Genomic DNA, 26081 nt, shown 5'->3' on the forward strand with positions numbered 1-26081 from the left:
GACAAGGCGGCGAGCCGCAGACAGTACCAGCAGTACGGCAAGGCAAGCCAACGCCGTAGCATTCTTAATTTTGATTCACTATATTTTCAGGTAGCCTCTATGCTGGCACAGAGGCTACCTGAAAAACCAGGGTGTTATTCTTCGTCGTCGGCGCGGCGGAACAGCAACACGGGCACATGCGACTGCCGCAGCACGCCTTCGGCCACGGAGCCCATCAGCAAGTGCAAAAGGCCACTGAAGCCGTGGGTGCCCATCGCAATCAGGTCGCACTCTTGGCGCGCGGCTTCTTTAATCAGCACGTCGGCAATGCGCATGCCGTCGTTTTCCAGCGTTTCGATTTCATAGGGCACGCCGGCCTCTTTCATGATGGATTCGGCATGGTCGGCCACCTGCGCCTCAATCGCATACAGCTCTTCGGAGCGCGGTAGCATATTGGCCTCGCGCTTCAAATCGGTTAAATCCACCACGTGCACCGCCACCAGGGTGGCGCCCACCGCCTTGGCCAGCCGGCAGGCTTCTTGCAAGGCATGCACGGAAGTTTTGCTGTCGTCTATCGGAACCAAAATTCGTTGATACATTTTCATACTCCTTTTGTTTGCAGGCGCTTAGGCGGGATACTGCCGCCGCCGAAGCCGCCCATCCGTTGTCGTCTGAGCACTTGCTGGTAACCCGATTGTAAAGCAAATCGCCGTTTCACACAGGCAAAACCCCTGAAAAGCGCATTTTTCCGGCTAAGATAACAACACCGGCGCATTTCTCTGCGGCACAAAGGCAGGCTACCTGAAAAACGAATGGCTCGCCACTGAGCCGGTTCCTCCCGCTTTTTTCAGGTAGCCTTCCCCGCCGCCCGGCCATGCAAAAGGCTACCTGAAAACAGGCAACGCAAGTTTCTGCGAAGCTTAAATAGTTTTCAGGTAGCCTCTATTTTACCGGCAAGCAAAGCTCAAGCGCGCGGCTTATCCAGCCCGTACACCTGCACCAACGCCTCGGTGAGGTGCGCCGTTTGCCCGTCCACTTTCGAAAGCGCGCGGGTGGGCGCGTGCAACAGCTTATTGGTGAGCTGCACCGAGAGCCTGGCTAGCGCCTCTTCCGGCGGCACGCCCTTGGCCAGCAGCTTCAGCGTATTCTCCAACACCTGCTGCCGCGCCCGCTCGCCCTCGTCGCGCAGCGAACGGATCAGCGGCACGCTTTGGCGGCGGCGCTGCCAGCTCATAAACTCTTCCACCTTGCTTTCCACCATCTGCTCGGCTTCCGCCGCCGCCTGCTGCCGCGCCGCCAGGCCGCTGTTCACCACCTGCATCATATCGTCCACGGTGTAGAGGTAGGCATCGTCCAGCTCGGCCACTTCCGCCTCGATGTCGCGCGGCACGGCCAAATCCAGCAGGAACACCGGCTGGCGGCGGCGCCCGCGCAGCGCCCGCTCCACCATGCCCTTGCCGATAATCGGCAGCTGGCTGGCGGTGGACGACACCACCACATCAAACTCGTGCAGCCGCTGCGGCAAATCGCTCAACAGGCAGGGCGCGGCCGGCGAAGCCAGCTTGGCGCACAACTCCTGCGCGCGCGACAGTGTGCGGTTTGCCACCATGATGCCGCGCGGCGACTTGGCGGCAAAATGCGTGGCCACCAATTCAATCATCTCGCCCGCGCCCACAAACAAAATGTTCAATTCGCCAATATCGGGAAAAATCTGGCCGGCCATCTTCACACTGGCCGCCGCCATGCTCACCGAATTGGCGCCCACCGCCGTGCTGGTGCGCACTTCCTTGGCGATGGCAAAGGTTTTCTGAAACAGCGCGTGCAGGTTGGAAGCCACGGCCTGCTGCTCCTGCGCCACCCGCACCGCATCTTTGATTTGCCCCAGAATCTGCGGCTCACCCAGCACCATGCTGTCCAGCCCGCAAGACACGCGGAAGGCGTGGCGCACCGCGGCTTCGGTTTGATAACGATAAAGATAGGGCTCCAGCGCGCTGCCGGGAATCTTGCGGTAGTCGGCCAGCCAGCGCACAATATCGTCCGGCTCGCCCACGCAGTATAATTCGGTGCGGTTGCATGTGGACAAAATCACGGCTTCTTCGGCCGTGCGGCTGCCCACCAGCGCGCGCAAAGCGTCTGGCAACATGGCGGCGGCAAAAGCCAAACGCTCGCGTATGCTCAGCGGAGCGGTTTGGTGGTTTAAGCCGATGGCGGTGAGCTGCATGGCAAACGTTTCCAAAATTTCCAAAACCGAAAGCGCGCATTATAAGCAATACGCAGCCAAAAGAAAATATTATTGAACAACTTCAAGATGATAACATCTATCAATTAAACCATCCGAGAGAAAGGAGAAACCCCGAATGGATCTGCACGACATCCGCGAAGACTACAGCAAGCAGGAATTATCCGAAGCCGAATGTGCCGCCGCGCCGCTGCCGCAGTTTGAAAAATGGCTGGGCGAAGCCATGCACTCCGCCGCCAAAGAGCCCACCGCCATGAGCGTGGCCACCGTGGGCGAAGACGGCCGCCCCAGCAGCCGCATCCTGCTCCTGAAAGAAGTGAACGCGCAGGGCTTCGTGTTTTTCTCCAACTACCAAAGCCGCAAAGGACGCGCTCTGGCCGCCCATCCCTTTGCCGCGCTCACCTTCTTCTGGCCGGAACTGGAGCGGCAGGTGCGCGCCGAAGGGCGGGTGGAGAAATTAGACGCCAAGGCTTCCGACGAATACTTCGCCAGCCGCCCCTACACCAGCCGCCTGGGCGCGTGGGCGAGCGAGCAGAGCAGTGTGATTGCCGGCAAAAGCATCATCGTGGCGCGCGCGGCGGCAGAAGCCATCAAACACCCGCTGCACGTGCCGCGCCCGCCGCATTGGGGCGGCTTCCTGCTGATTCCCGACCGCGTGGAATTCTGGCAGGGCCGCCCCAGCCGCCTGCATGACCGCATCCAATACCGTTTGGAAAACGGCGAATGGATTAAGGAGCGGCTGGCGCCTTAGTTTGGCAATATGGCAAAAGGCTACCTGAAAGCGTCAGCTTCAACGAAGTTAAAACTTGGGCGCCGTGAAGTTTCTACGAAGCTAAAACTTTTCAGGTAGCCTTTGTTGGCTTTCTTGGTTTGTTTATCGGCAATATAGCGGATTAATGGATAACAAGATTGACGTTGCCATACGCGCAAAGCACGGGAAAGGCTACCTGAAAAGTTTTAGCTGCGCAGAAACTCGCGAAGCTCGTTTTAGCTGCGCTGAAGCTGACGCTTTCAGGTAGCCTTTTTGTTGCCGGCCAACTTCGTTAGTCGATAAACTGGCGCAGCATGCTGGTGGCTAGGTGGCTGAATTGGCGGTATTTGTCGGTTTTCTCGATTTTATCTTTATCCAGCCCGATTTCGATGATGACGCCGGTTTTGTTGCCGTAGAGCACGGTGTTTTCGATTTTGTAGGCGCTGTGGGTTTTGCCGGCGCTCTCTTCGGTGGGCACAATGAAGGCTTGCAGCATCTCGCCGCTGGCCAGGTTTTGCAGAATCAGGATTTTTTTCACGTTTTCCGCCAAATCGCCGCTCACGTATTGGAAGGGGTTGGTGGCCACGTCGGTTACGCCGCGATAGCTGTAGATGTAAACTTTGTGTTCGATTTTGTGGTTGTTGAGCAGATAGAGTTTGAGCAGGAGCTGGCGCAGGTCGGTCATGATGTTTCCCTTGGGTTTCCCGCTATTGGCTGCGGTTGGCGCCATTATAGCCAATCTGCCGGATAAGCTCTATCGAGGAGGAAGGCTACCTGAAAAACAAAAACCTTTGCCGCTGAGGAACGGGCAAAGGTTTTTGCTTGGAGACAAATTTTCAGGTAGCCCTCAATCAGGCTTGGCGGATGGGGATGATTTTGGGCACTTGGCTGCGGCGTTTTTTGCCGCCTTCCCCGTAGTTTTCCACGATGTAGTTTTCCACAATCTGCAAAAACTCGGCCGCCATATTGTCGCCCTTGAGCGTAACCTTGCGTTCGCCGTCCACATACACGGGAGCAATCGGCGTTTCGCCGGTGCCGGGCAGGCTGATGCCGATGTCGGCCAGCTTGCTCTCGCCGGGGCCGTTCACCACGCAGCCCATCACGGCCACGTTCAGGCTTTCCACGCCGGGGTATTGGTCTTTCCACACGGGCATCTGGCGGCGCAAGTGCTGCTGGATGTCGCGCGCCAGCTCTTGAAACACGGTACTGGTGGTGCGGCCGCAGCCGGGGCAGGCGGTAACCATCGGCGTGAAGGAGCGCAGCCCCATGGTTTGCAGAATCTCTTGCGCCACAATCACTTCCTGCGTGCGCGAGCTGCCTGGCTCGGGGGTGAGCGAGATGCGGATGGTGTCGCCGATGCCTTCTTGCAGGAGCACGGCCAGCGCGGCGGTGGAGGCAACGATGCCCTTGCTGCCCATGCCGGCCTCGGTGAGCCCGAGGTGCAGCGGGTAGGCGCAGCGACTGCCCAAATCGCGGTATACCTGAATCAAATCCTGCACGGCGCTCACTTTGCAGGAAAGGATGATTTTGTTTTCAGGTAGCCCCAATTCCACGGCTTTTTGCGCGGATTCGAGCGCGGAAAGCACCAGCGCTTCCTTCATCACGGCTTCGGGCGGCAGCGGCTCGGGGCGGCTGCGGTTGGCATCCATCAGGCGTTTGGCCAGGCTTTGGTCGAGGCTGCCCCAATTCACGCCGATGCGCACGGCTTTGTCGTTTTCGGCAGCGGTGCGGATTAAAAAGGCAAATTTTTCATCGCCCTTGGCGCCCTTGCCCACATTGCCGGGGTTGATGCGGTATTTGGCCAAGGCTTTGCCGCATTGGGGGAACTCGGCCAGCAGGCGCTCGCCGTTGAAATGGAAATCGCCGATGAGCGGCGTGGTGCAGCCCATGTCGTCGAGCCGGCTGCGGATTTCGGCCACTTTGGCGGCGGCCTGTGGGTTGTTCACGGTAATCCGCACCATTTCCGAGCCGGCGTCGCTCAGCTCTTTCACCTGCAAGGCGGTGGCTTCGGCGTCGGCGGTGTCGGTGTTGGTCATCGACTGCACCACCACCGGCGAATCGGAACCGACGGCGATATGGCCGATTTGCACCTGGTGTGTGCGCCGCCGGGGAGGAAGGGTTGTGTTCATAAATCAGCTGTTGTTATTGTGCGGCAGCATCCGGCGCGCCGGCGGTGAAGGCGGCGGTTTTGCGGTCGACCATGTGGTCGGCCACATTGATGTCGCGGCCGCTGTAGCTGGCCAGGCTGTTTTTGGCAAAGCCGATGCGCACGCGGTAGGGGCCGTTGCCGGAGAAGCGGTGTTCGCTGCCGGCCGGCACGATTTTGCTTACCAGCATCTGGCCGTCTTTATCGGTAACGATGAGAAAGGAGCGGAAGCGCAGTTTGATCACTAACTCGCCGGCTGCCGACTGGATGCCGGTAGCCGGCGCGGAAGCGGCAGAGGCGTTTTCCGCCGGCAAGGGTTGGCTACCTGAAATTGCGGGGGCAGAAGCCGACGGTGCGGAAGCATCCTGCAAAGGCAATACTTGCACGCTGCTGCCGTTCAGATTGGGCGGCAGCACTTGGTTTTCCGGAATGCTGGTTTGCGCGTTTTGGCGTTCGTGTTCGGTTTTGGATTTGCCCTGCCACAGATACACCGCGCCCACAATCGCCACGGCGGCGGCCACGCCGAACACCCAGCGCGGGAAGGGTTTGCGCAGGCGCGCGTTGTGATAGGTCATCTTCACTTCGCCGGCATCGGCTTTAGCAGCGGGGCGCAAGGCCGGATCCGCGCGCACGAGCTGCTCGAGATAGTTGTTCAGCACCTCTTCGTCTAAATTCAGGTAGCGTCCGTAGCTGCGCAGGAAACCGCGCACAAATACCGGCTCGGGCAGTTTGTCGAAATCGGCGTTTTCCAGCGCTTCCACCTGGCGGGCGGGCAGCTTCAGATGCTCGGATACGTCACCGATGGAAAGCTGCTGCTGCTCGCGGTTGTGGCGCAGCAGTCTGCCCAGTTCTTCGGCGGCGGCCAGTTGCGGGTTGGAAATTTCGGTCATTTGGGTCTTCCTGTGGTGATTTCTTCAAGTTCGGGCGAATACGGGTAGTTGGTGCGCAGTTGCGCTTCGTATTCGTAGGCGGCTTGGGTTTGGCCGCGGGCGCGGGCAATTTTCCAGCCCAGCAGCAGGTCGTCGGCGCTGAGCCTGTCCACCTTGCTCTGATATTGGCGGAACTGACGGTCGGCCTCGCCCAGGTTGCCTTCCAACATGCGCACGCGCGCCATTTCTTTCTGCGAAGGCGCAAAGCTTGGGTCGGCGGCCAGCGAGCGCTCCAGGTAAGAGGTGGCCAAATTGTATTGGCCGAGGCGGGCGCTGCAAATGCCCTTGTTCATATAGGCCACCTGCGGGCTGGGATAGGTGGGGTCAGCCAAGGCGCGGTCGAAATAGGTGAGCGATTCGTTCAGGCGGCCGCCGGCGTTGCACAAAAACCAACCGTAGTTGTTGTTGATTTCGGCGCTGTTGGGCTGGATGGCCAAGGCGCGCTGGAAGCTTTCCTGCGCCTTTTCCGGCACTTTCAGATATTGGTAAATCTCGGCGCGCACCAGCCAGGCGTTGGCGTTGCGCGGTTGCAGGCGCAAGGCTTCTTCGATGGCGTCCACGGCGGCGCGGTAGTCGCGCGCGTTCATGTATTCGATGCCGAGCTGGATTTTGATGGCGGCGATTTCTTCCGGCCGGTTACGCGCCTCTTTGCTGCCGGTGTGGATGGTGATGCCGCCGCAGCCGGCGAGCAGGGCGAGCGTCGTTAGGGAAGCAATGAAACTTTTTTTCATGATCATCAACCTTTCACAACTTGTAATTGCAGCCATTTCTGCTGGCGGCGGGTTTTGTCTTGCACCTGTCCGGCCAGCTGGCCGCAGGCGGCGTCGATGTCGTCGCCGCGCGTTTTGCGCACGGTTACCACCAGCCCGGCCTGATAGAGGATGTCGCGGAACACGCGGATGCTCTCGTTGCCGGAGCGACGGTAGCCAGAATGGGGGAAGGGATTAAACGGAATCAGATTGAATTTGCACGGCACGTCTTTCACCAATTCCACCAGCTGCCGGGCGTGCTCGGGTTTGTCGTTCACGCCGTCGAGCATCACGTACTCAAAAGTAACGAAATCGCGCGGCGCTTTGGCCAGATAGCGTTGGCAGGCGGCCATCAGCTCTTTGAGCGGGTATTTTTTGTTGAGCGGCACGATTTCGTTGCGGATGGCGTCGTTCGGCGCGTGCAGCGACACGGCCAGCGCCACCGGCATGTCTTCTTTGAGCCGGTCCATCTGCGGCACCATGCCGGAAGTGGACACGGTAACGCGGCGGCGGCTCAAGGCATAGCCGTGGTCGTCCAACATGATGGAAAGCGCGGTAACCACGTTGTCGTAGTTGGCCAGCGGCTCGCCCATGCCCATCATCACCACATTGGAAATCACGCGTTCGTTTTTCGGCGTGGCGCCCAAGGCTTTATTTGCCCACCATAATTGTCCGATGATTTCGGCGGTGGAGAGGTTGCGGTTGAAGCCTTGGCGGCCGGTGGAGCAGAAGGTGCATTCCAGCGCGCAGCCCACCTGCGAGGAGATGCACAGCGTGCCGCGCTCGGTTTCGGGGATGAACACGGTTTCCACGCCGTTGCCAGTGCCCACGTCGAGCAGCCATTTGCGCGTGCCGTCGCGGCTTTCCTGCGCGGCCATCAGCGCGGGCACGCCCACTTCGGCATGCTTGTTTAGCTTGGCGCGCAGGGATTTGGCCAGGTCGGTCATTTCGTCGAAATCGCCGGCGGCGCCCATGTGCATCCAGCGCATCACTTGGCGGGCGCGGAAGGGCTTTTCGCCCATCTGGGCGAAGTGGGCGGTGAGGCCGGCGAGGTCGTAGTTGAGGAGGTTGGTTTTCATACGGGCAGCGGGGCGGCTGTGTTCGTTATATTTCTAATTGGATAAAGGCTTAAAGGCTACCTGAAAACCGAGTTTCAATGCCTGAAACTTTCAGGTAGCCTGCTGTGCCTGCTGCTTTAACGCGGGCAGATTTCCTGCTCGTTAAAGAAATAGGCCACTTCGATAGCGGCATTGGCCAAGCTGTCGGAGCCGTGCACGGCGTTGGCATCGATGGAGGAAGCGAAATCGGCGCGGATGGTGCCGGGCGCGGCTTCTTTCGGATTGGTGGCGCCCATCAGCTCGCGGTTTTTGGCCACGGCGTTTTCGCCTTCCAACACCTGAATCATCACCGGCCCGCTGGTCATAAACTGCACCAAATCGGCAAAAAACGGGCGCTCTTTGTGCACGGCGTAGAAGCCTTCGGCCTCTTCGCGGGTGAGGTGCTTCATTTTGGCGGCGATGATTTTCAGGCCGTTGCTTTCAAAACGGCTGTAGATTTTGCCGATCACGTTTTTGGCAACGGCATCGGGTTTGATAATGGACAAGGTGCGTTCAACGGCCATCGGGATTCTCCAAAGTTCGGGGATAAGGGGCTGGCGATTATTCATTTTTAAACCGGCTTCCCGCCGCCGGCACGGCGCGCCGGTGCAACAGGCTGCGGCCAGCGGGCGTCATTCTAGCAAGTTTTCCACGGGATTGCTTGTTCGGATACGGATTTTTGCATTTGCCCGCCGAGATTTGCAGCCGCCGTTTTCAGGTAGCCCGAATGAAACAGCAATCCCTATAGCTGAAGCGCTTCACTTCATCCCAAGCAGCGAGCCGCAGGCAGTATGGGCAATACGGCAAGGCGAGCTAACGCGGCAGGAAGTGAAGCGCCTCAGCCATACAACAGCTTCCACAGCATCTGGCTGCCGATCACCACCATCAACACCCCGAAAGCCCGCTTCAGCCATTCCGGCGGCAGGCGGTGCGCCGCCGTCACCCCCAAGGGTGCAAACAACACCGTGCACACCCCCAGCGCCGCCACGCAGGGCAGATACCAGAAGCCCAGCGTGCCCGCCGGCAAACCCGGCACATCCCAGCCCGACACCAAATAGCCCGCCGCCCCCGACACCGCAATCGGCCAAGCCAGCACGCTGGAAGTGGCCACCGCCTGATGCACCGGCACGCGGCAATACATCATAAACGGCACCGACAGCGAGCCCCCGCCGATGCCCACCCAGCTCGAAAGCAGCCCAAACAGCCCGCCCACGCCCACCTGCGCACGTTCGCCCGGCAGCTTGGCCGCCGGCTGCGGATTGAGCCGAAACAAATTTTTCGCCGCCACCAAATAGCAAAACACGATAAACAACACCTGCAAGCCGAAAGTGGGAATCCGGTTCGACACCAGCGAGCCCAGCAGGCTGCCCGCCACCAGCCCCGGCGCCATACGCCGCACAAACTCCCAGCGCACCGCCCCTTTTTTCTGCTGCGCCAGCGCGCTGGAAAAGGTGGTGAACACCATCACCGCCATCGACGTGCCCACCGCCAAATGCTGGCTGTGCGCCCCGCCAATGCCCTGCTTGCCCAGAAACCACAGTACAATCGGCACCGTCACCGCCCCGCCGCCGATGCCCAACAGCCCCGCCAAAAAGCCCGCCGCCGCGCCCACCGCCAACAGCGGCAGCCACACTTCCATGCCCCACATATCCGCCTCCATTGCAAAACCGCCGCCGGAAAACAATCGGCAGCGGCGTATTCATCATTCAGCTTTTCAGGTAGCCTCTCAGTCGCCCAAAGTTTTTCAGGTAGCCTCTGGCCCGTCTTCCGGCTTCGCTTGCGCTTGCGGCTTCTGTTTGCGGCCGCGCTGCCAAAACCACAGCACATAGCCCGACAGGCTGTAGGCCAAAAACAGCAGGAACAACACCAGCGACGGCTCCCAAGTGATCACCAAAAAGCCAAGCACCGCCAAAATCAGCCCGAAAAACGGCACCTTGCGCCGCATATTGATTTCCTTGAAGCTCCAAAAGCGGATCTGCACCACCATCGAAAGCCCCGCAAACAGCGTGATGATCAAACACCACCAGCCCGCCAGCGGCAGGCCGCCGAAGCTGTGGTCCACCCACACCAGGCCGATTACCAGCGCCGCCGCCGTCGGGCTCGGAATGCCGATAAACCAGCGTTTGTCCACCTTGCCGATGAGCGTGTTGAACAAAGCCAGGCGCAAAGCCGCGCAGGCGCAGTAGATAAAGGCCACCGAATAGCCGATGCGGCCGAAATCGTGGAGCTGCCACTGATAGGCAATCAGCGCCGGCGCCACCCCGAAGCTCACCATATCGGCCAGGCTGTCGAGCTGCTCGCCAAACGCGCTCTGGCTGTTGGTCCAGCGCGCCACGCGGCCGTCCATGCCGTCGAGCAGCATCGACACAAACACCGCCACCGCGGCTGCTTCATAGCGGCCGTGCATGGCTTGGGTGATGGCGAAAAAGGCGCAAAATAAAGCCGCCAGCGTGAAGGAATTGGGCAGCAGATAGATGCTGTTTTGGCGGAAAGCCTCGCGGCGGCTGGCGGGCTGTCCGGGAGTGTCAAACGGATTCATGGCAATCTCGCAAGCTACGGTTTGAGCGGCATTATATACCGCAACCGCCCTCCCGCCGCAATCCGCCCCGCTCCCAAGCCGGAAACAAAGCCGCAGAAAAGGCGGCGAAGTGCGCTATAATCCGCCCTTGAGCAAACCATCGGGCGGCCGGAAACGGTTCCGCTTTCGAGCCGCGCAGAAACTCGCGCCGCTTGTTTGGCCGCGCTGAAGCAGACATTTTTCAGGTAGCCTTTTTCAGGTAGCCCTCCCCCAACAACCCCACGGGTTGCAGCGCTTTTATCGGCACACACAACCCAACACACAAGAAAGGCAAAATAATGAGCTTGATCGAATTGAAAGTGCCCGACATCGGCGGCCACGAAAACGTGGACATCATCGCCGTGGAAATCAAAGCGGGCGACACCATCGCCGTGGAAGACACGCTGATTACGCTGGAAACCGACAAAGCCACCATGGACGTGCCGGCCGAAGCCGCCGGCGTGGTGAAGGAAGTGCGCGTGAACGTGGGCGACAAAATCTCCGAAGGCGGCGTGATTGCCGTGATTGAAGCCGCCGGCGCGGCCGCCGCTGCCGAAGCGCCCAAAGCCGCTGCTCCTGCTCCCGCGCAGGAAGCCCCGAAAGCCGCCGCACCCGCGCCGCAGGCCGCGCAATTTGCCGGCAGCGCCGATGCCGAATACGACGTGGTCGTGTTGGGTGGCGGCCCGGGCGGATATTCCGCTGCCTTCGCCGCAGCCGACGAAGGTCTGAAAACCGCCATCATCGAGCAATACAGCACCTTGGGCGGCGTGTGCCTGAACGTGGGCTGCATTCCCTCCAAAGCACTGCTGCACAACGCCGCCGTGATCGACGAAGTGAAACACCTGGTGAAAAACGGCATCAAGTTCGGCGAGCCCGAAATCAATGTGGGCGAACTGCGCACCTATAAAGAAAAAGTCATCGCCAAGCTCACCGGCGGCCTGGCCGGCATGGCCAAAGCCCGCAAAGTGGACATCATCCGCGGCTACGGCAAATTCGTGGGCGCCAACCACATCGAAGTGGCGCTCACCGAATCGCCCCAATACGAACAGGCCACCGAAACCGGCGAGAAAAAAACCGTCGCCTTCAAAAACTGCATCATCGCCGTGGGCAGCCGCGTGGTGAAACTGCCCTTCATCCCCGAAGATCCACGCATTGTGGATTCAACCGGCGCGCTGGAGCTGCGTGAAAACGGCGGCAAGCTGCCTGAAAGGATGCTGGTGATCGGCGGCGGCATCATCGGCCTGGAAATGGGCACCGTGTACAGCACGCTGGGCGCCCGCCTGGACGTGGTGGAAATGATGGACGGCCTGATGCAGGGCGCCGACCGCGATTTGGTGAAAGTATGGCAGAAGATGAACGAACACCGCTTCGACAACATCATGACCAACACCAAAACCGTGGCCGTGGAAGCCAAAGCAGACGGCATTTATGTAACCTTTGAAGGCGAAAAAGCGCCGAAAGAGCCACAGCGCTACGACCTCGTGCTGGTGGCCGCCGGCCGCGCGCCCAACGGCAAACTGTGCGACGCCGAAAAAGCCGGCGTGGCCGTAACCGAGCGCGGCTTCATCGAAGTGGACAAACAGCAGCGCACCAACGTGCCGCACATCTACGCCATCGGCGACGTGGTCGGCCAGCCCATGCTGGCGCACAAAGCCGTGCACGAAGGCCACGTGGCCGCCGAAAACTGCGCCGGCCACAAAGCCTATTTCGACGCACGCGTGATCCCCGGCGTGGCCTACACCGACCCCGAAGTGGCCTGGGTGGGCGTAACCGAAGAAATCGCCAAACGCGACGGCATCAAGATCACCAAAGCCGTGTTCCCGTGGGCCGCATCCGGCCGCGCCATCGCCAACGGCCGCGACGAAGGCTTCACCAAGCTGATTTTCGATGCCGAAAGCGGCCTGATTATCGGCGGCGGCATTGTGGGCACCCACGCCGGCGACATGATCGGCGAAATCTGCCTGGCCATCGAAATGGGCTGCGATGCGGAAGACATCGGCAAAACCATCCACCCGCACCCGACCTTGGGCGAGAGCATCGGCATGGCCGCCGAAGTGGCCATGGGCACCTGCACCGACCTGCCCCCGCAGCGCAAGAAAAAATAAGCATCTGATTGCTTAGTTCAACAGGCTACCTGAAAACCGTTCTGCATTATTTCAGGTAGCCTGTTTCTCTGTATAGTGGATTAAATTTAATTCACTATATTATCCTGTTCCCTTTCCGCTTCCAGGCGCCAACCATGGTTACCCATCAACCCGCTGCCCAACGTTTTGAACTCACCGAACACGGCGAAACCGCCTACCTCAGCTATACCCTCTTGCCCGACGGCACCTATGATTTCCGGCACACCGTTGTGCCGCCGCCCATCGGCGGGCGCGGCATCGGCACACGGCTGGTGCAAACCGCGCTGGCGCACGCCCGCGCCCACGGCTGGCCGGTACGCCCGAGCTGCTCCTTCGTGCGCACCTATATCGAGCACCACCCGGAGTATGGCGACCTGCTGCACCGGCCGCACTTCAGCATCGTCATCATCACGCTGAACGAAGAAGAAAATATCGCCAAGCTGCTGGGCGACCTGCAAGCCCAAACCTTCAACGATTTCGAAGTCATCGTGAGCGACAGCAACAGCGACGACGACACCCTGGCCGTTGCCCGCCGTTTTTCAGGTAGCCTCAACCTGCGCACGGTGGCCATGAAAGCACGCGGCGTCGGCTTAGGGCGCAACGCAGGCGCCGCCGAAGCACGCGCCAACCGGCTTATTTTCTTTGATGCCGACGTGCGGCTGGATGCCGACTTCCTGGCCCGAGCCCGCCGCGCGCTAGACAACAGCGGCCTATTGGTGGCCGCCGCCCGCCTCCGCAGCCGCGACCCTTCCTGGCGCATCCGTGCCGCCATCCGAAGCGCCGACTGGATAATGCGTGCCATGCAGTTTTGGTTTCCCCAATGCGCCGGCGCCTGCATCTTCAGCACGCAAACCGTCCACCGCCATCTCGGCGGTTTCGACGAAACCATCACCCTGGGCGAAGACTGCGACTATGTAAACCGAGCCTCGAAAAGCTTCCGCTTCCGCATTTTGCCGGTGTATTTTGAATTCCACCCGCGCCGCCTCAAGCAAGACGGCCTGCTCGCCGTCGGCCTCACCTATCTGCGCGGCGCATGGCACCGCCTCACCAAAGGAGAAATCCGCAACCATGCCGTCCCCTACCAGCAAGGGCACTACCGCAAAAACGAACCCGACTCCCGCCGCTAACCGCCCAAGCAGCCCAACTGTTTTTGTTTGCAGCCATATTTTCAGGTAGCCTCCCCTCAGCCGCACCGGCATATAAAAAGGCTACCTGAAAGCGTCTGCTTCAGCGCAGCTAAAACAAGCTTTACGAGTTTCTGCGCAGCTAAAATTTTCAGGTAGCCTTTATCCGCCTATCGCGCACTAATCTTTAGTCTCCCCGCCCAGCGCATACCAATCAATTTCCCGCGTGTAATACATCACCGCAAACAGCGCGGCAAACAGCAGGCAGGAGCCCACCAGCAGGTTGTATTGCTGCATTTTCACCAGCACGAACATCGCGCCGTAGGCCGCCGCGAGCAGCGCGGTCATCATATACACCCCGCGCGTGGTGGCCAGCACGAAATGCAGATACCAGCACAGCAGGCTGATACAGGCAAACGCGCCGATGCAATAAGCGGCGGTAAAGCCGATATGCTCGGCCAGCGAAAGCAGCAGCAGGTAAAATATCGACAAGGCCGCGCCCACCAGCAGATACTGCATCGGGTGGATGCGCCATTCCTGCAACACCTCGCTCAAAAAGAACGAGGCAAACACCAGCACCACCAGCACCATGCCGTATTTCACGCTGCGGATAATCATGCGGTAGTCTTCCGCGTCCAACAGCGTGCTCGATTGGTAATACCCCCGCTGCTCCGCCAGGCCGTAAATCGCAAACAGCACCACGGCAAACACAAGGCAAAGCCCCAACACGCTCCATAGTTTTTTCGTCATTTTCTGCTCCTTCAAAAAAATCAAACACGGCAGGACACGCGCCTGCCAACTGCGCCCAGTATGCCCGTGCCGCGTCAATTTCCCGTAGAGCAATAATGAAGATTTCATGAAGAAGACAGCCTGAAAGCGTGTGCCGCCCGCCGCCCTTGCGTACAATACCGCCGGAGTCATGCCGTGTTATGAAGAAACCACGATTCCGGCCATACACAGCATATCGGGCGCAAAGGCTGCCTAAAAAAGCTACCTGAAAACCGCCCATCCGCCATTTTGCAGAAACCCCGCCCCGCCATGAACCCGCATATCCTCATCATCGAAGACGAGCGCGAAATCGCCGAACTGGTCGAACTCACCCTCGCCCGCGCCCATTTCACCGCACGCATCGCCCCCACCGCAGGGCAGGCACGGCAACTGCTCGCGCGCGAACGCTTCGACCTGCTCCTGCTCGACGTCGGCCTGCCCGACACCGACGGCTTCGAACTGCTCAAAACCCTGCGCCCGCAGTATGCCCAGCCCGTCATCATGCTCACCGCCCAAGACGAAGAAACCGACCGCATCCTCGGCCTCGAGCTCGGCGCAGACGACTACATCGGCAAACCCTTCAGCCCGCGCGAGCTCACCGCCCGCGTCAAAGCCGTGCTGCGGCGCACACAAACACAGCCCGCCGCCGAAGCTGAATCCGCACTGGTATGGCACGACGACGCGCCCGCCTGCTGCATCCGCCACCAAGGGCGCGAACTGCCGCTCACGCAGGGCGAATACCGCCTGCTGCGCACCCTGCTGCACCGCCCCGGCCGCGTGTTCAGCCGCGAAGAACTGCTCGCCGCCATGTTCGGCGGCAACCGCCCCTCCGACCCGCACACCATCAACACCCACATCCGCGCCCTGCGCCACAAACTGCGCGAAGCGAGCGTGGCCGGCGAACCCATCCGCACGCACCACGGGCTGGGGTATAGTTTTAGCGAAGGCTGATGCGGCGTTTTCAGGCTGCCGTATTTTTCAGGTAGCCTTTTTCAGGTAGCCCTGCGCACCGAAAGGCAGCCTGAAACACAGCCGCCGTAGGTCGGGCATTCATGTCCGACGGTTGCCCGAACGCAAAAAAATTGTCGGGCATGAATACCCGACCTACGCAAAGGTTGTCTGAAAACAGTGAGGGTAAATTGGGCTATGACCTAACCAACCCGTCAAGTTATCTGGAATGTTGGGTTTGCCAACCCAACCCGCCGATACTGAATAAATGGAGGTAATATGCAAATGCAAGTCAAGTATTCGGGGAGCTTGGACGTGAATTATTCGCATCCGTGGCAATACTTTCTGCTGGTGTACGCTTTGAGCGCGCCGTTTTGGCTACTGTCTTTGTTTCTCAAACACAGTCCTCTGCCTGATAATCTGCCGCTGACCGACATCGGCGCAGCACTCACCCCGACGGTTGCCGCCGCGTTACTGCGTTACCGCGAGAGCGGAATGGCAGCGGTACGCGGACTGTTTGGACGTGTGTTTGATTACGGGCGGATAAAGCATTCTGCCTATTTTTGGACGGCAATACTGATTTTCCCTCTATTTTATCTGCTGACTTATGTCGCGATACGCCAAACAGGACAAAACATACCTACCTTATCCGTATCGCTTGTGCCGCTCGCCGGTGCGTTCGTCATGTTCTTTATCGCGGCAGTTGCCGAGGAATTGGGCTATGCCGCCTATGCAACTGAAAGTCTGCAACGGCGTTTTACCCCGCTTGTTACGGCACTGATTACGGGATACCGTGGGCATTGTGGCATTTGCCGTCCATGATTGCCGTGGGGCAGTCTGCCGAACTGATTGCATGGGGATTGGCTGGGACGGTTGCCGTGAGAATTATTTATGTATGGCTGTACAACGGCAGCGGTGGTTCGGTATTTGTATTGGTTGCGTTCATACGGTTGCCAATACCGCACGCACGGGTTTTCCGGGCAGACGGGCGGCATATGAAAACGGCAACGGCATGATTCCATACGGAATCATCATCATTGCAGCGGCAATTGTGATGGTTTTTTGGCGTAAGGCGATGTGCTTGCCATATGACAGTAATCGCAGGTTGGATTAGCCAGTGTAGGTTGAGCCATGACCCAACCAAACCGTCGAATTATCCGAAACGTTGGGTTTGCCAACCCAACCTACCGATACTGATGCGGCGTTTTCAGGCTGCCGTATTTTTTAGGTAGCCCCACATACCGAAAGGCAGCCTGAAAACACAGCAGCGGTAGGTCGGGCATTGATGCCCGACGGTTGCCCGAACGCAAAAAAATTGTCGGGCATCAATGCCCGACCTACGCAAGGTTGCCTGAAAATAGTGAGGGTAAGTCGGGTTATGACCTAACCAAACCGTCACGTTGTCTGGAATGTTGGGTTTGCCAACCCAACCTACCGATATTTTTTCAGGTAGCCTTTTTCAGGCAGCCCCGCACACCGAAAGGCAGCCTGAAAACGCAGTTCGGCACGGTTAAAATGGGCAACACAGGTGTCTGCAACCCCCAATGTCTGCCTATACCGCCTCAAAAAACACCCCGCTCGCCATGTCAATCCGCCTGATTTCCCCGTTCTCCAACAACGGTTTCCCCCGTTTCAATACCGTATTTTTATCCGACAAGTCAAACGCATAACGCAGTTCGATAAGATTTATCAGCGGGTGGCGTTCAAACAATTTCCGCACGTTTTCAGTCGTGGCTTCGAGCGGTTGGGGTTTGAGTTCGCCATTCGTGATTTTTTCAACCAGTTCAAACAAAGCTTTGTCGTCCAACACGCCTTTTGCCAACACTGCTTGCCCTTTATATTCAAACAGATACGCAGGCAGGCTGAATAAGCGCAGTTGTTCACGTCGTCTGAAATCTTCTGCTAATGCGGCTTCGGTTTCGGGCGTGTGGTAAGCGGTCAGAAAATCAGCCTGATTTACGCCGACCTGCTCGGCGACGCGTGCCAGTTCGTCCAGTTTGGTGGTCGGGCGGACTTCGGCGATGGTGGCGAAACGCAGGCGGTATAAAAAGGCTTCGGCTTTGTCGGGCACGATGCGTTGCACGGCTTTGTAGGCTAGATTCAGCGGAATGGACGAGGTGCGTTCGGTTGAAAATAAATCCAGTTTTTCCATGGCAATCGGCATTCCGCTGATGGCTTGCTCGGCGTTGTAAATGGCTGCCAAACGCGGCAGATAGCGTTCGATGGCGTAATCTTCGCTGACCGCCAAATCGCTTGGGTTCACAAAGTCATACACGTTTCGCACCAAGCCCGACATAATTGGCTGCACCTCGATTCGGTCGCCGAAATGGGTTTCCAGTTTGCGGAAAAACGGCTCGCTTTCGTAGGAAAGCCCCATCATCGGGTCGGTGAAAACAGAAATTTTGAGCCGGTTCATCGCTCCTCCCCAAAGAAATAACTGCCCACGCTCCACGCGGGAATGTCTTCATATTGCACATAAATTTGCGTCGGCAAAATGCCCAGTTCGGCGTGAACCAAGGCGGTGATGGCGTGGCTGAGTTCGGCATAGCCCTGATGCGTGCGGTTGCCGAACACGGCGACTTTAATGTAGGCAACAGGCGTGTTTTTGCCTTTTAAATACAGGCATTTTTCGCCTTCCAGCCCCACCATCAACACTTGCTCCGATTTGCCCGGCACCAGTTCAATCGCCTTGCCCAAGCCTGCTTTCAGGCGTTCGGCTTGGGGTTCGTCGATTTTCACATTGGTTTGTAGAAAGATAAACGGCATTATTTCTCCTTGTCTTCGCCCCATTTCAACACCAAATCCCGCAAAATGTCGGCAAGTTCCTGCTCTTTTTGCTGGTAGGTATGCCCCGTTTTTTCAATCAAAATGACTTTGTTTTCCACCGCACTTGGAAAGTGGTTGTTGATGTTGTGCAGAAAATCCGCCGGCTCGCCGTAGGTAAAACGGTCGTAAGTGCCAATCAGCAACGCACCCGTGTGGCGGATTTGCTCGATTTGCGAAAAATCGCCGTCCGGCTCAACGTGGACATTGTCCAAAATCGGGCTGTGCAGCCACTGATGGGCAGTGTCGGCAACGCTCGGCAGCCAGCCGAACAGCTCGAACGGCAGCACTTCTTGCCCCATGCCGTCTGCAACCCATTGCTGCACCAACGCGCGCTCGGCAGGCGACACATAGCCGGTCAAATGTTTGATATTGGCAGGGCTGAGCAGAATGAATTTTTCCACGCGCGGGTCGGCGGTTTGCGACAGGTAATAAATCACCTTGTTTGCCCCCAAGGAATGCCCCGCCAAAATAATGCGGCGATAGCCCGACTGCGCGGCAAAATCCACATAAGCCCGCACATCTTCCACTGCATCGACAAAATTTTCGTTCCACGAACCGATAAGCTGCCGCTCGCCCGTGTTCGCATTTTGGATTTCAATCTGCCCGAAAGCATTGCGGGTCTGGGCATAGATAAAATCCACGCCCGCACGGCTCAAAGTCTCGCCGATGCGGTAATAAAACGGATTGGAATAAAAATTGCCATGCACGCCCGTGATGGCAATCACCACCGTATCGCTCGGCCCACCGCTGAATCTCGCCCCGTGCAGCACCACGCCGCTTTGGGTGGGGATGTTTAATTTTTCCATTTTGTTCTCCTGAAAGAAAAAGTGCGGCCGTCTGAAACACGTTGTGTATTGACGCCGCACTTTTCAGGTAGCCTTTTCAGGCTGCCTTAAAAATGCTCCGTCTTATACCGCACACCTCTCTGTTTTGACGGTGGGAAGAAATCCGTTCCCGCCCTTGTGCCTTGCAGCATCGCAGGCGTGTAGCGGTAGAAGTCGGCTTGTTCCCAGTCGAAGGCGGTTTGGATTTCGTCTTCGCGGTCGGTTTCGATGAGTTCCACCAAATTCGGGTTGAGCATAATGCTTTTGCCGATGGAAACGCTTTCTACCCAGCCGGTTTGATAGGCTTTGAGCATATCGTCGGCGGTGTAGAGGTTACCCGAGCCAAAGAACGGCAGGCGGCCGTTGATGCGGTCGTGCACCACTTGCATACGCGTGAGGCTGGTGTCTGCGCCGCGACGGACTTTTTTGTAGAAGTCCCACAGCGAGATGTGCAGATATTGCAGCGGTTTTTCGAGCAATGCGTCCACCAGCGTGAGCGTTTCTTTCATGGTGATGCCGTCTGAACCCGGTTCTTCAGGCGAGAAGCGGTAGCCGATGATGAAATCGGGGCGGTGGTGTTTTTGGCGCATTTCGTCAATGGCGTCGATGATGGCAAGTGGGAAACGCAGGCGTTTTTCCAAGCTGCCGCCCCAGTGGTCGGTGCGTAAATTGGTGGCGGCGGAGACGAATTGTTGGATTTGCCAGCCGTTCGCACCGTGGATTTCCACGCCGTCAAAACCTGCTTTCATCACCAGTTCCGCCGCGTAAGCGTAGCTTTGCACCATATCCCACACTTCTTGTTCCGTCATGGTGCGGAAACGTCCGTACATATCGCCGGTCGGGGCGATGACATCGTGTCCTTGCGTCATCGACGGGTCAGCACGCAAGCCGGAATGGGCGATTTGCACCACCGCTTTCGCGCCTTGGGCATGGGCGATTTCGGCGTATTCGCGCAAGGTCGGCAAATGGCGTTCGTTAAAGGCGTTGGGCGATTCAAAGCCGATGCCGCTCGGGTGGACGTTGGTAAACGGCATAATGTAAAGCCCGAAGCCTTCAAAACGGTTTTGCCAGAAGCGGCGGCCGGCTTCGGTCATTTCGCCGTCTGCGCCCGAATCGTAAATGGTCAGCGGTGCGACGGTGAGACGGTTTTTGATTTCAACGCCGTTGTTTAGGATGTAGGGTTGGAATAGGGGTTGGTATTTTGCTTTCATGGCTGCGCTCCTAATCTGTCTGTGTTTGGGATGCGCGCAGTATATTCATTTCTAAAAGACGGATTAAGTAGGTACAATTCCATTGATTTGGGAACCAGATTCCGGAATGGGGCAATATGCAGGACAAATTTGCAGGCATCGAAGAATTTCTCGCCACGGTGGAAACGGGCAGTTTCAGCGCGGCAGGCAGCAAGCTGGACATGACCGGCTCGGCAGTGGGCAAAAGCATCACGCGCTTGGAAAAACGGCTCAATACGCAGCTTTTCCACCGTTCCACCCGCCGCCTGACGCTCACGCGCGAAGGGGAAGTGTGGCTTGCCACCTGCCTGCGGATGACGGAAGAAATGGAACAGGTGCAAAACCTGCTTTCCAGCGAACGGCAGGAGCCGATAGGCAGCGTGCGGATAGATTTGCCCACCACCTACGGCAGAAACAGGCTGCTGCCAAAGCTGCTGGTTCTGGCGGAGCGACACCCGCGCCTGCATTTGGACATCAGCTTCCAAGACCGCAAAACCGACCTGATTGCCGAACATATCGACGTTGCCGTGCGCTTCGGCGAGCCGGACGACTCGGCAGACGTCATCGCCCGCAAAATAGACGAAAACCGCAACCGCGTGTGCGCCGCCCCCGGCTATCTTGCCCGCTGCGGCACACCGCAACTCCCCGAAGATTTGGTGCGGCACGCCTGCATCGGCGGCAGCGCGTCCCACTGGCTGCTGCAAGACGGGCAAGGTGCGGTGCAAACCTGCGCCGTATCCGTCCGCCACCGGATGAACGACGGCGATGCCCGCCTGCAAGCGGTGCTGGCCGGCTGCGGCATCGCCCAACTGCCCGACTGGCTGATTCAACCCTATTTGGCGCAAGGCAGGCTCGTGCCGCTGCTCGACAGCCACGCCCTGCCGCCCGAACCCATCTGCGTGCTGTGGCAGAAAAAGCAGCATTTGCAGCCGAAGGTAAAAGCCGTAACGGATGCCCTGACCGAAGGCTCGCGTGGGAAGGCGGCCTAAAAATACAGTTTCCACAAAATGGAAACCAGCACACCCGCCGTTTTTCAAGTAGCTTTTTCAGGTAGCCCCAAATACCGGAAGGCTACCGCTTCGCAGCAACCCGGTTTTCAGGTAGCCTCCCGCATCAAAAGGCTACCTGAAAAAAAGCAGGCGGCCTCTCAGCCCGCGCCGCCTGCCGCACCCTTCATCCGAAAGGCCTCCCATGAAGCTGACCCCCCTGTTCCTGCTCTCCACCCTAGCTGGCGCGGCCATATTTGCCGCGCTCACCTATTCGGGCAGCCCGCCCCGCCTCCCGCCGGGAAAATCGTCTATTTCGAGCAAAACGGTAGATTCGGCGCCCAAACCGAGAGCGGCGAAATCATCGTGCCCGCGCAATACGACAGCGGCCTGATCCGCGAACACGGCGAAACCGCCGAAGGCAAGCTGCTGTTTATGGACATCGGCCGCGCAGTGAGGGGCCGGTTGCTTATTCGCCGTTTTTCCTGCATTCGCGGCAGGGCGTTTTCCTGTATCAGCCGATGATGTACGACATGGGCGCAGACGATTTTGCCGAAGGCCGCCGCCGCTATGTGTCGCCTGACGGCAAAGTCGGCTTTGCCAACCGAGCGGGCAAACTGGTCATCCCCGCCCGGCACGACTGGGCAGGGCAATTTGAATACGGCTATGCCGAATTTTGCGACGGCTGCCGCGAAGTGCGCGCCAACGAAGAACACACCGCCCTCGAAGGCGGCACTTGGGGCATGATGAACACGCGCGGCGACACGGTTCAACCCAGCAACACGCGCCGCGCCGCCAACGATATCGAACGGGACGGCAAATTTTATCCCTACCCGTTTGCCCACACCGCCGTCGAGCGCGCTATCCTGTAACACATCAACCGCTATAAAAACCTGATTGTTGCGCTGTATCTCGTTCGCGTTTCGCCGCATATTCCGCCCGAACAACGTGCCGCCTACCGCTTGGAAACCGTGTCGCGCCCCGTGCCGGGCTATCCGTATTACGAAATCGTGCTGTTTGACGATACAGGCCGTGCCGTTTCAGACAGCCGTTTCCTCGCCGGCGAAGACGGCAAACGGCTCTACGCCGCCCCCGACGGCGACGACAACCCGAAGTCGCTGGAAACCTACCTGAGCCGACAAATCCGTACCGTCCTTGCCGAGCAGCCCGAACGGCAGAAAAACGGCTTCGGGCAAGACAACCCTTTTGATTTGAAAGATTATCCCGAAGCAGAAGCGTTGTTGGGGCGCAGGCAATAGCCCAGCATCTTGCACACCCTCACCGGCTTACGCCCCGCCAATCCGGGCTGCCCCAGCTGTTTTTCAGGTAGCCTCAAAAAAGGCAGCCTGAAACCCGTTGCGGATATTCAGGCTGCCTTTTGGGGCGGGGAATCAATGCCCCGACATATGCGATACGGTATTGAGCAGCACCACGCCCAACAGAATCAAACCGATGCTGACAATGCCGATGACATCAGGCTTCTGCCCGAAAAACACCACGCTGATGAGTGCCGTTAAAACCAGCCCCACGCCCGCCCAAATGGCGTATGCCGTCCCCAGTGGCATGGTTTTTAACGCCATCGACAACGCCCAAAAACACACCGAAAAGCTGACCACCACGCCGATGGAAGGCATCAGCTTGCTGAACCCGTCGCTTAATTTAAACATGGCGGAACCGCATACTTCGCCCAAAATCGCCACGGCCAGAAATACCCAGTGCATTTGCATATTTCTCTCCCGATGAGTGAGTGAATAACAAGAAAGCCTAATTATATCAACGCAATAAAATAAAAAACAGTCTTGTTTTTAAAGGTTTTTTGTGCGCAAACCCCGCCTTGGTAAGGCAGTCGGGCGGCTTTTTCAGGCTGCCTGAAAACCAACAAACGCCGCCCGTTTTCAGGCTGCCCCAAACGCCGGAAGGCTGCCTGAAAAAGTAGAGGCGGCAGGCGGGCAAACCTTTCGCCAATATTGGCTTCGCGTAGAATACCGGCCTGCGGCAACCCGAAGCCATCCGCCGTTTTTCAGGCTGCCCCGCGCCGCCTTTCCATTTTCAGGTAGCCTCCATGCTCAAATATTTCACCCATCTCAGCCTGCGCCTGTTTTTCGTCCTGCTCGGCGTGCTCGTCCTGCTTACCGTGTGGGCGTTGGCGCACGGCAGCCCCTATGTTCCCCACCTGCTCGCCGCCAACCTTGCCGTGCTCGGCGCGCTTGCCTGGTGGCTCGCCCGCAGCATCAGCCGCATCCGCCGTTATGCCGAAGCCATGGCCGCCAACCGTCCCGCCCCGCAGCCGCAATTCGGCGACAGCTATCTTTACCGCCTTGTGAACGCCGTTGCCCGCCTGCGCGACGAACTCGACCACCGCCAACACATCGAAAACTATGTATTGGGGCTCACCCACGAGCTCAAAACCCCGCTCACCGCCCAGCAGGCCGCGCTCGAACTGCTGCAAGACAGCCCGCTCGCCCCCGACCAGCGGCAACTGCTCGACCGCATCCGCCGCAATATCCAAAACCAAAAACAGCTCGTTGCCCGCCTGCTCAAACTCGCCCGTCTGGAAAACCGCGACAGCCTGAAAAGCACCCAAACCGCCGATTTGGCACAGCTCGCCGCGCAAGCCGCCCAAGACAGCCGCGCCGCCCGGCACGCCAAACGGCTGCACATCGCCTTAGACTGCCCGCCCCACACCGTACAGGGCGACCCGTTGCTGCTGCGCCAAGCCATCGACAACCTGCTTTACAACGCCATCGATTTTGCCGACGAAGGCAGCGAAATCCGCATCCGCCTTGCCCGCGAACGCGGCCGAACTAGGCTCAGCGTCCGCAATCAAGGCGCGCCGATTCCCGACTATGCGCTGGCCAAAATCCCCCAGCGTTTTTATTCTCTGCCCCGCGCCGACGGCAGCCGCAGCAGCGGGCTGGGGCTCAGCTTCACCACCGAAATCATGCGCCTGCACCGAGGCAGCTTGGTGCTGGGCAATTGCGAAGGCGGGGTGGAGGCGGCTTTGCTGTTTCCCAACGAAAGCGGCAGATAACGTCCCTGCTCCCCCACCAAAGGCTACCTGAAAACCATGACGAAACCCTACCACTACTTAATCGTCGGCAGCGGCTTGTTTGGCGCCGTATTCGCACACGAAATGCACAAGCGCGGCAAACGCTGCCTGATATTGGAAAAGCGCCATCACATCGGCGGCAACATCTACACCGAAAAACGGGAAGGCATTCAGGTGCATATGTATGGCGCCCATATCTTCCACACCAACAATAAACAAATATGGGATTACGCAAACCATTTTGCCGAATTCAACCGCTTTACCAATATGCCATTAGCCTGCTACCAAGGGCAGCTGTTCAACCTGCCTTTCAACATGAATACTTTCTACCAATTATGGGGCGTGAAAACACCGGCAGAAGCCCAAGAGAAAATCCAAGAGCAATGCGCAGAATACCGCCATATCACCGAGCCGGAAAATCTGGAACAACAAGCACTATCTTTGGTGGGCAGGGATATTTATGAAAAGCTAATCAAAGGCTATTCTGAAAAACAGTGGGGCAGGCCGGCCACCGAAATTCCCGCCTCAGTCCTACGCAGGCTGCCCTTGCGCTTCACCTTCGACAACAATTATTTCAACGATACTTATCAAGGCATCCCGATTGGCGGCTACACCCAAATAATCAGCAAAATGCTTAACGGCATAGAAGTGAAAACCCACACCGACTATCTCCCAAACCGCCAATATTGGGATAACCATGCCGAAAAAATCGTCTATACCGGAAAGATCGACGAGCTTTTTAACTACTGCTACGGCCGCTTGGATTACCGCAGCCTGCGTTTTGAACATGAGATTTTGGATACACCAAACTACCAAGGCAATGCCGTTGTCAACTACACAGAATCCCGTATTCCCTATACCCGCATTATCGAACACAAACATTTTGAATTCGGGCAGCAAGCGAACACCATCATCACCCGGGAATATCCGGCCAGCCCATCCCACAGCCAAGAAGCCTTCTATCCGGTTAACGACAAGCGAAACCAAACCATATTCTCCCAATACCAAGCCTTGGCCGCACAAAGAAAACACTTGATTCTAGGCGGCCGCCTAGCCGAATACCGCTACTACGATATGCACCAAGTAATTGAACAAGCCTTGCATGCAGCAGCACGGCAAACATGACCGCCAAGCACTTGAGAAATGCTGTTTTCAGGTAGCCCCTTCGCCAAAGGCTACCTGAAAAACAAACTTAAACACAGCACACTCCCGCCATACCCCGTCTTAGCCACCTTGCAGCACGGCCTCCGGCCGCCTGCCACACCCGTGCAGCAGCGTTTCTCCACCTGCCGACGTTCTTTCGATTTACCGCGCCCGCTGTTACAATCGCGGCTGCCTCCCCACAAGCCCCAGCCCGCCCCACGTGTGCCGGCTGCGGCGCAAAACCCTAGACTACCTGAAACCGCACGGCAACGTTTGCCCGCCGGCCAAACAGCAGCGTGCTCAAGCGGCAAAGTCATGTTTCAACTCCCCTTTTCCCGATTCGTTGAATCCTGTTTTTCAGGTAGCCTCCCCTGCCACCCAATCGAACCGAAAGGAAACATCATGGGTATTTCAAGCGGCCTGCATTGGCTGGTCATCCTGGTTGTGGTGGTGCTGATATTCGGCACCAAAAAACTGCGCAACGTGGGCAAAGACCTCGGCGGCGCGATTCACGATTTCAAAAAAGGCCTGAACGAAGGCAGCGAAGGCGAAGCCGAAGCCGCCGCGCCCAAGCAGATTGCCGAGCATAAAGAAGAGAAACCGGGCGAATAAGC

Annotated in this window: 28 protein-coding genes and 1 pseudogene; 12 read left to right on the forward strand and 17 right to left on the reverse strand. The window is 58.2% G+C overall.

Going from position 1 to position 26081, the window contains the following annotated elements:
* Nucleotides 1–134: 134 nt before the first annotated feature.
* The gene (locus LG371_RS01575) at nt 135–578 is read right to left on the reverse strand and encodes a universal stress protein (RefSeq protein ID WP_067590979.1); all 444 of its coding nucleotides are present in this window, start codon (nt 576–578) and stop codon (nt 135–137) included.
* 365 nt (nt 579–943) lie between these two features.
* On the reverse strand, nt 944–2200 hold the full coding sequence (gene hemA / locus LG371_RS01580) for a glutamyl-tRNA reductase (protein ID WP_225747541.1): 1257 nt from the start codon (nt 2198–2200) through the stop codon (nt 944–946).
* A 136-nt stretch (nt 2201–2336) separates the two neighbouring features.
* Between hemA and pdxH the strand changes: the two genes are divergently transcribed.
* Nucleotides 2337–2969, forward strand: a complete 633-nt coding sequence (gene pdxH, locus LG371_RS01585) for a pyridoxamine 5'-phosphate oxidase (protein ID WP_225747542.1) — start codon at nt 2337–2339, stop codon at nt 2967–2969.
* Between the two features lie 292 nt (nt 2970–3261).
* On the opposite strand, the gene LG371_RS01590 is transcribed toward pdxH, so the two are convergent.
* The 8 genes from LG371_RS01590 to pssA all read right to left on the reverse strand — a co-directional run bounded on the left by LG371_RS01590 (nt 3262) and on the right by pssA (nt 10429).
* On the reverse strand, nt 3262–3654 hold the full coding sequence (locus tag LG371_RS01590; RefSeq protein ID WP_225747543.1) for a hypothetical protein: 393 nt from the start codon (nt 3652–3654) through the stop codon (nt 3262–3264).
* Between the two features lie 166 nt (nt 3655–3820).
* On the reverse strand, nt 3821–5098 hold the full coding sequence (gene ispG / locus LG371_RS01595) for a flavodoxin-dependent (E)-4-hydroxy-3-methylbut-2-enyl-diphosphate synthase (RefSeq protein ID WP_225747544.1): 1278 nt from the start codon (nt 5096–5098) through the stop codon (nt 3821–3823).
* Nucleotides 5099–5111: 13 nt separating this feature from the next.
* Entirely contained in the window at nt 5112–6005 is an 894-nt protein-coding gene (locus tag LG371_RS01600; RefSeq protein WP_225747545.1) for a helix-turn-helix domain-containing protein, read from the reverse strand.
* On the reverse strand, nt 6002–6775 hold the full coding sequence (pilW, locus tag LG371_RS01605; RefSeq protein ID WP_067591150.1) for a type IV pilus biogenesis/stability protein PilW: 774 nt from the start codon (nt 6773–6775) through the stop codon (nt 6002–6004). Before pilW ends, LG371_RS01600 begins: the two co-directional genes overlap by 4 nt.
* A gap of 5 nt (nt 6776–6780) precedes the next feature.
* The gene (rlmN, locus tag LG371_RS01610) at nt 6781–7872 is read right to left on the reverse strand and encodes a 23S rRNA (adenine(2503)-C(2))-methyltransferase RlmN (protein WP_067590964.1); all 1092 of its coding nucleotides are present in this window, start codon (nt 7870–7872) and stop codon (nt 6781–6783) included.
* A gap of 116 nt (nt 7873–7988) precedes the next feature.
* The gene (gene ndk, locus LG371_RS01615; RefSeq protein ID WP_067590961.1) at nt 7989–8414 is read right to left on the reverse strand and encodes a nucleoside-diphosphate kinase; all 426 of its coding nucleotides are present in this window, start codon (nt 8412–8414) and stop codon (nt 7989–7991) included.
* Nucleotides 8415–8728: 314 nt separating this feature from the next.
* Nucleotides 8729–9538 carry a sulfite exporter TauE/SafE family protein gene (locus LG371_RS01620; RefSeq protein ID WP_067590958.1) on the reverse strand — a complete coding sequence of 270 codons (810 nt, stop codon included), beginning with the start codon at nt 9536–9538 and terminating at the stop codon, nt 8729–8731.
* Nucleotides 9539–9634: 96 nt separating this feature from the next.
* A complete protein-coding gene (gene pssA / locus LG371_RS01625) occupies nt 9635–10429 on the reverse strand; it encodes a CDP-diacylglycerol--serine O-phosphatidyltransferase (RefSeq protein ID WP_067590955.1) in 795 nt (264 codons plus the stop codon).
* Nucleotides 10430–10746: 317 nt separating this feature from the next.
* Here pssA and lpdA point away from each other — a divergent pair, with 317 nt between their 5' ends.
* Both lpdA and LG371_RS01635 read left to right on the forward strand, forming a co-directional pair.
* On the forward strand, nt 10747–12552 hold the full coding sequence (gene lpdA / locus LG371_RS01630) for a dihydrolipoyl dehydrogenase (protein WP_067590953.1): 1806 nt from the start codon (nt 10747–10749) through the stop codon (nt 12550–12552).
* Between the two features lie 134 nt (nt 12553–12686).
* The gene (locus LG371_RS01635; protein WP_225747546.1) at nt 12687–13697 is read left to right on the forward strand and encodes an N-acetyltransferase; all 1011 of its coding nucleotides are present in this window, start codon (nt 12687–12689) and stop codon (nt 13695–13697) included.
* A 177-nt stretch (nt 13698–13874) separates the two neighbouring features.
* Here the strand turns inward: LG371_RS01635 and LG371_RS01640 are convergent, their stop codons facing one another.
* Complete coding sequence (locus tag LG371_RS01640; protein WP_225747547.1) at nt 13875–14444, reverse strand: inner membrane CreD family protein; 570 nt, start codon at nt 14442–14444, stop codon at nt 13875–13877.
* Between the two features lie 288 nt (nt 14445–14732).
* On the opposite strand from LG371_RS01640, the gene LG371_RS01645 reads away from it, so the two are divergent.
* Entirely contained in the window at nt 14733–15413 is a 681-nt protein-coding gene (locus LG371_RS01645) for a response regulator (RefSeq protein ID WP_067590947.1), read from the forward strand.
* Nucleotides 15414–15695: 282 nt separating this feature from the next.
* Nucleotides 15696–16524 (forward strand): annotated as a pseudogene (locus LG371_RS01650) (CPBP family intramembrane glutamic endopeptidase).
* Between the two features lie 438 nt (nt 16525–16962).
* Here LG371_RS01650 and LG371_RS01655 read toward each other — a convergent pair.
* The 4 genes from LG371_RS01655 to LG371_RS01670 form a co-directional block, all read right to left on the reverse strand.
* Nucleotides 16963–17826, reverse strand: coding sequence for a DsbA family protein (locus LG371_RS01655; protein WP_067590941.1), 864 nt, complete (start codon nt 17824–17826; stop codon nt 16963–16965).
* On the reverse strand, nt 17823–18176 hold the full coding sequence (locus LG371_RS01660; RefSeq protein ID WP_225747548.1) for a phenylpyruvate tautomerase MIF-related protein: 354 nt from the start codon (nt 18174–18176) through the stop codon (nt 17823–17825). The genes LG371_RS01655 and LG371_RS01660 overlap by 4 nt, the downstream gene beginning before the upstream one ends.
* Nucleotides 18176–19042: an alpha/beta fold hydrolase gene (locus tag LG371_RS01665; protein WP_225747549.1), complete on the reverse strand. Its 867-nt coding sequence runs from the start codon at nt 19040–19042 to the stop codon at nt 18176–18178. The genes LG371_RS01660 and LG371_RS01665 overlap by 1 nt, the downstream gene beginning before the upstream one ends.
* 86 nt (nt 19043–19128) lie before the next feature.
* Nucleotides 19129–20271, reverse strand: a complete 1143-nt coding sequence (locus tag LG371_RS01670) for an NADH-dependent flavin oxidoreductase (protein ID WP_067590931.1) — start codon at nt 20269–20271, stop codon at nt 19129–19131.
* 116 nt (nt 20272–20387) lie between these two features.
* Here LG371_RS01670 and LG371_RS01675 point away from each other — a divergent pair, with 116 nt between their 5' ends.
* The 4 genes from LG371_RS01675 (at nt 20388) to LG371_RS01690 (ending at nt 22534) form a co-directional block, all read left to right on the forward strand.
* Nucleotides 20388–21278, forward strand: coding sequence for a LysR family transcriptional regulator (locus LG371_RS01675; protein ID WP_225747550.1), 891 nt, complete (start codon nt 20388–20390; stop codon nt 21276–21278).
* Between the two features lie 18 nt (nt 21279–21296).
* Nucleotides 21297–21800, forward strand: coding sequence for a hypothetical protein (locus tag LG371_RS01680; RefSeq protein WP_225747551.1), 504 nt, complete (start codon nt 21297–21299; stop codon nt 21798–21800).
* Nucleotides 21797–22147 (forward strand): WG repeat-containing protein, encoded by a 351-nt coding sequence (locus tag LG371_RS01685; RefSeq protein ID WP_225747552.1) that lies wholly within the window; start codon nt 21797–21799, stop codon nt 22145–22147. Before LG371_RS01680 ends, LG371_RS01685 begins: the two co-directional genes overlap by 4 nt.
* 90 nt (nt 22148–22237) lie before the next feature.
* Complete coding sequence (locus tag LG371_RS01690; protein WP_225747553.1) at nt 22238–22534, forward strand: hypothetical protein; 297 nt, start codon at nt 22238–22240, stop codon at nt 22532–22534.
* Between the two features lie 132 nt (nt 22535–22666).
* On the opposite strand, the gene LG371_RS01695 is transcribed toward LG371_RS01690, so the two are convergent.
* Both LG371_RS01695 and LG371_RS01700 read right to left on the reverse strand, forming a co-directional pair.
* Nucleotides 22667–23002 (reverse strand): multidrug efflux SMR transporter, encoded by a 336-nt coding sequence (locus LG371_RS01695; RefSeq protein ID WP_225747554.1) that lies wholly within the window; start codon nt 23000–23002, stop codon nt 22667–22669.
* 41 nt (nt 23003–23043) lie between these two features.
* The gene (locus tag LG371_RS01700; RefSeq protein ID WP_156503478.1) at nt 23044–23274 is read right to left on the reverse strand and encodes a hypothetical protein; all 231 of its coding nucleotides are present in this window, start codon (nt 23272–23274) and stop codon (nt 23044–23046) included.
* A gap of 63 nt (nt 23275–23337) precedes the next feature.
* Between LG371_RS01700 and LG371_RS01705 the strand changes: the two genes are divergently transcribed.
* From LG371_RS01705 to tatA, 3 genes are all read left to right on the forward strand, one after another.
* Entirely contained in the window at nt 23338–24306 is a 969-nt protein-coding gene (locus tag LG371_RS01705) for an ATP-binding protein (protein WP_067590922.1), read from the forward strand.
* Nucleotides 24307–24342: 36 nt separating this feature from the next.
* The gene (gene glf / locus LG371_RS01710; RefSeq protein WP_067590919.1) at nt 24343–25449 is read left to right on the forward strand and encodes a UDP-galactopyranose mutase; all 1107 of its coding nucleotides are present in this window, start codon (nt 24343–24345) and stop codon (nt 25447–25449) included.
* A 420-nt stretch (nt 25450–25869) separates the two neighbouring features.
* A complete protein-coding gene (gene tatA, locus LG371_RS01715; protein WP_067590916.1) occupies nt 25870–26079 on the forward strand; it encodes a Sec-independent protein translocase subunit TatA in 210 nt (69 codons plus the stop codon).
* Nucleotides 26080–26081: the final 2 nt, after the last annotated feature.

Origin of the sequence: Eikenella sp. Marseille-P7795 (assembly GCF_916618725.1) — a bacterium.
In the GTDB taxonomy this organism is placed as follows: domain Bacteria; phylum Pseudomonadota; class Gammaproteobacteria; order Burkholderiales; family Neisseriaceae; genus Eikenella; species Eikenella longinqua.

Excerpts from the sequence above, each read along its gene's own strand:
- LG371_RS01600 (WP_225747545.1), bottom strand. The coding sequence starts at position 6,005 with ATGACCGAAATTTCCAACCCGCAACTGGCCGCCGCCGAAGAACTGGGC.
- LG371_RS01645 (WP_067590947.1), top strand. The coding sequence starts at position 14,733 with ATGAACCCGCATATCCTCATCATCGAAGACGAGCGCGAAATCGCCGAA.
- LG371_RS01635 (WP_225747546.1), top strand. The coding sequence starts at position 12,687 with ATGGTTACCCATCAACCCGCTGCCCAACGTTTTGAACTCACCGAACAC.
- LG371_RS01640 (WP_225747547.1), bottom strand. The coding sequence starts at position 14,444 with ATGACGAAAAAACTATGGAGCGTGTTGGGGCTTTGCCTTGTGTTTGCC.
- lpdA (WP_067590953.1), top strand. The coding sequence starts at position 10,747 with ATGAGCTTGATCGAATTGAAAGTGCCCGACATCGGCGGCCACGAAAAC.
- LG371_RS01620 (WP_067590958.1), bottom strand. The coding sequence starts at position 9,538 with ATGTGGGGCATGGAAGTGTGGCTGCCGCTGTTGGCGGTGGGCGCGGCG.
- pdxH (WP_225747542.1), top strand. The coding sequence starts at position 2,337 with ATGGATCTGCACGACATCCGCGAAGACTACAGCAAGCAGGAATTATCC.
- LG371_RS01680 (WP_225747551.1), top strand. The coding sequence starts at position 21,297 with ATGGAAACCAGCACACCCGCCGTTTTTCAAGTAGCTTTTTCAGGTAGC.
- rlmN (WP_067590964.1), bottom strand. The coding sequence starts at position 7,872 with ATGAAAACCAACCTCCTCAACTACGACCTCGCCGGCCTCACCGCCCAC.
- ndk (WP_067590961.1), bottom strand. The coding sequence starts at position 8,414 with ATGGCCGTTGAACGCACCTTGTCCATTATCAAACCCGATGCCGTTGCC.
- tatA (WP_067590916.1), top strand. The coding sequence starts at position 25,870 with ATGGGTATTTCAAGCGGCCTGCATTGGCTGGTCATCCTGGTTGTGGTG.
- LG371_RS01695 (WP_225747554.1), bottom strand. The coding sequence starts at position 23,002 with ATGCAAATGCACTGGGTATTTCTGGCCGTGGCGATTTTGGGCGAAGTA.
- glf (WP_067590919.1), top strand. The coding sequence starts at position 24,343 with ATGACGAAACCCTACCACTACTTAATCGTCGGCAGCGGCTTGTTTGGC.
- LG371_RS01665 (WP_225747549.1), bottom strand. The coding sequence starts at position 19,042 with ATGGAAAAATTAAACATCCCCACCCAAAGCGGCGTGGTGCTGCACGGG.
- LG371_RS01660 (WP_225747548.1), bottom strand. The coding sequence starts at position 18,176 with ATGCCGTTTATCTTTCTACAAACCAATGTGAAAATCGACGAACCCCAA.
- LG371_RS01685 (WP_225747552.1), top strand. The coding sequence starts at position 21,797 with ATGATGTACGACATGGGCGCAGACGATTTTGCCGAAGGCCGCCGCCGC.
- pssA (WP_067590955.1), bottom strand. The coding sequence starts at position 10,429 with ATGAATCCGTTTGACACTCCCGGACAGCCCGCCAGCCGCCGCGAGGCT.
- LG371_RS01655 (WP_067590941.1), bottom strand. The coding sequence starts at position 17,826 with ATGAACCGGCTCAAAATTTCTGTTTTCACCGACCCGATGATGGGGCTT.
- LG371_RS01575 (WP_067590979.1), bottom strand. The coding sequence starts at position 578 with ATGTATCAACGAATTTTGGTTCCGATAGACGACAGCAAAACTTCCGTG.
- LG371_RS01675 (WP_225747550.1), top strand. The coding sequence starts at position 20,388 with ATGCAGGACAAATTTGCAGGCATCGAAGAATTTCTCGCCACGGTGGAA.
- hemA (WP_225747541.1), bottom strand. The coding sequence starts at position 2,200 with ATGCAGCTCACCGCCATCGGCTTAAACCACCAAACCGCTCCGCTGAGC.
- ispG (WP_225747544.1), bottom strand. The coding sequence starts at position 5,098 with ATGAACACAACCCTTCCTCCCCGGCGGCGCACACACCAGGTGCAAATC.
- LG371_RS01590 (WP_225747543.1), bottom strand. The coding sequence starts at position 3,654 with ATGACCGACCTGCGCCAGCTCCTGCTCAAACTCTATCTGCTCAACAAC.
- LG371_RS01705 (WP_067590922.1), top strand. The coding sequence starts at position 23,338 with ATGCTCAAATATTTCACCCATCTCAGCCTGCGCCTGTTTTTCGTCCTG.
- LG371_RS01670 (WP_067590931.1), bottom strand. The coding sequence starts at position 20,271 with ATGAAAGCAAAATACCAACCCCTATTCCAACCCTACATCCTAAACAAC.
- pilW (WP_067591150.1), bottom strand. The coding sequence starts at position 6,775 with ATGAAAAAAAGTTTCATTGCTTCCCTAACGACGCTCGCCCTGCTCGCC.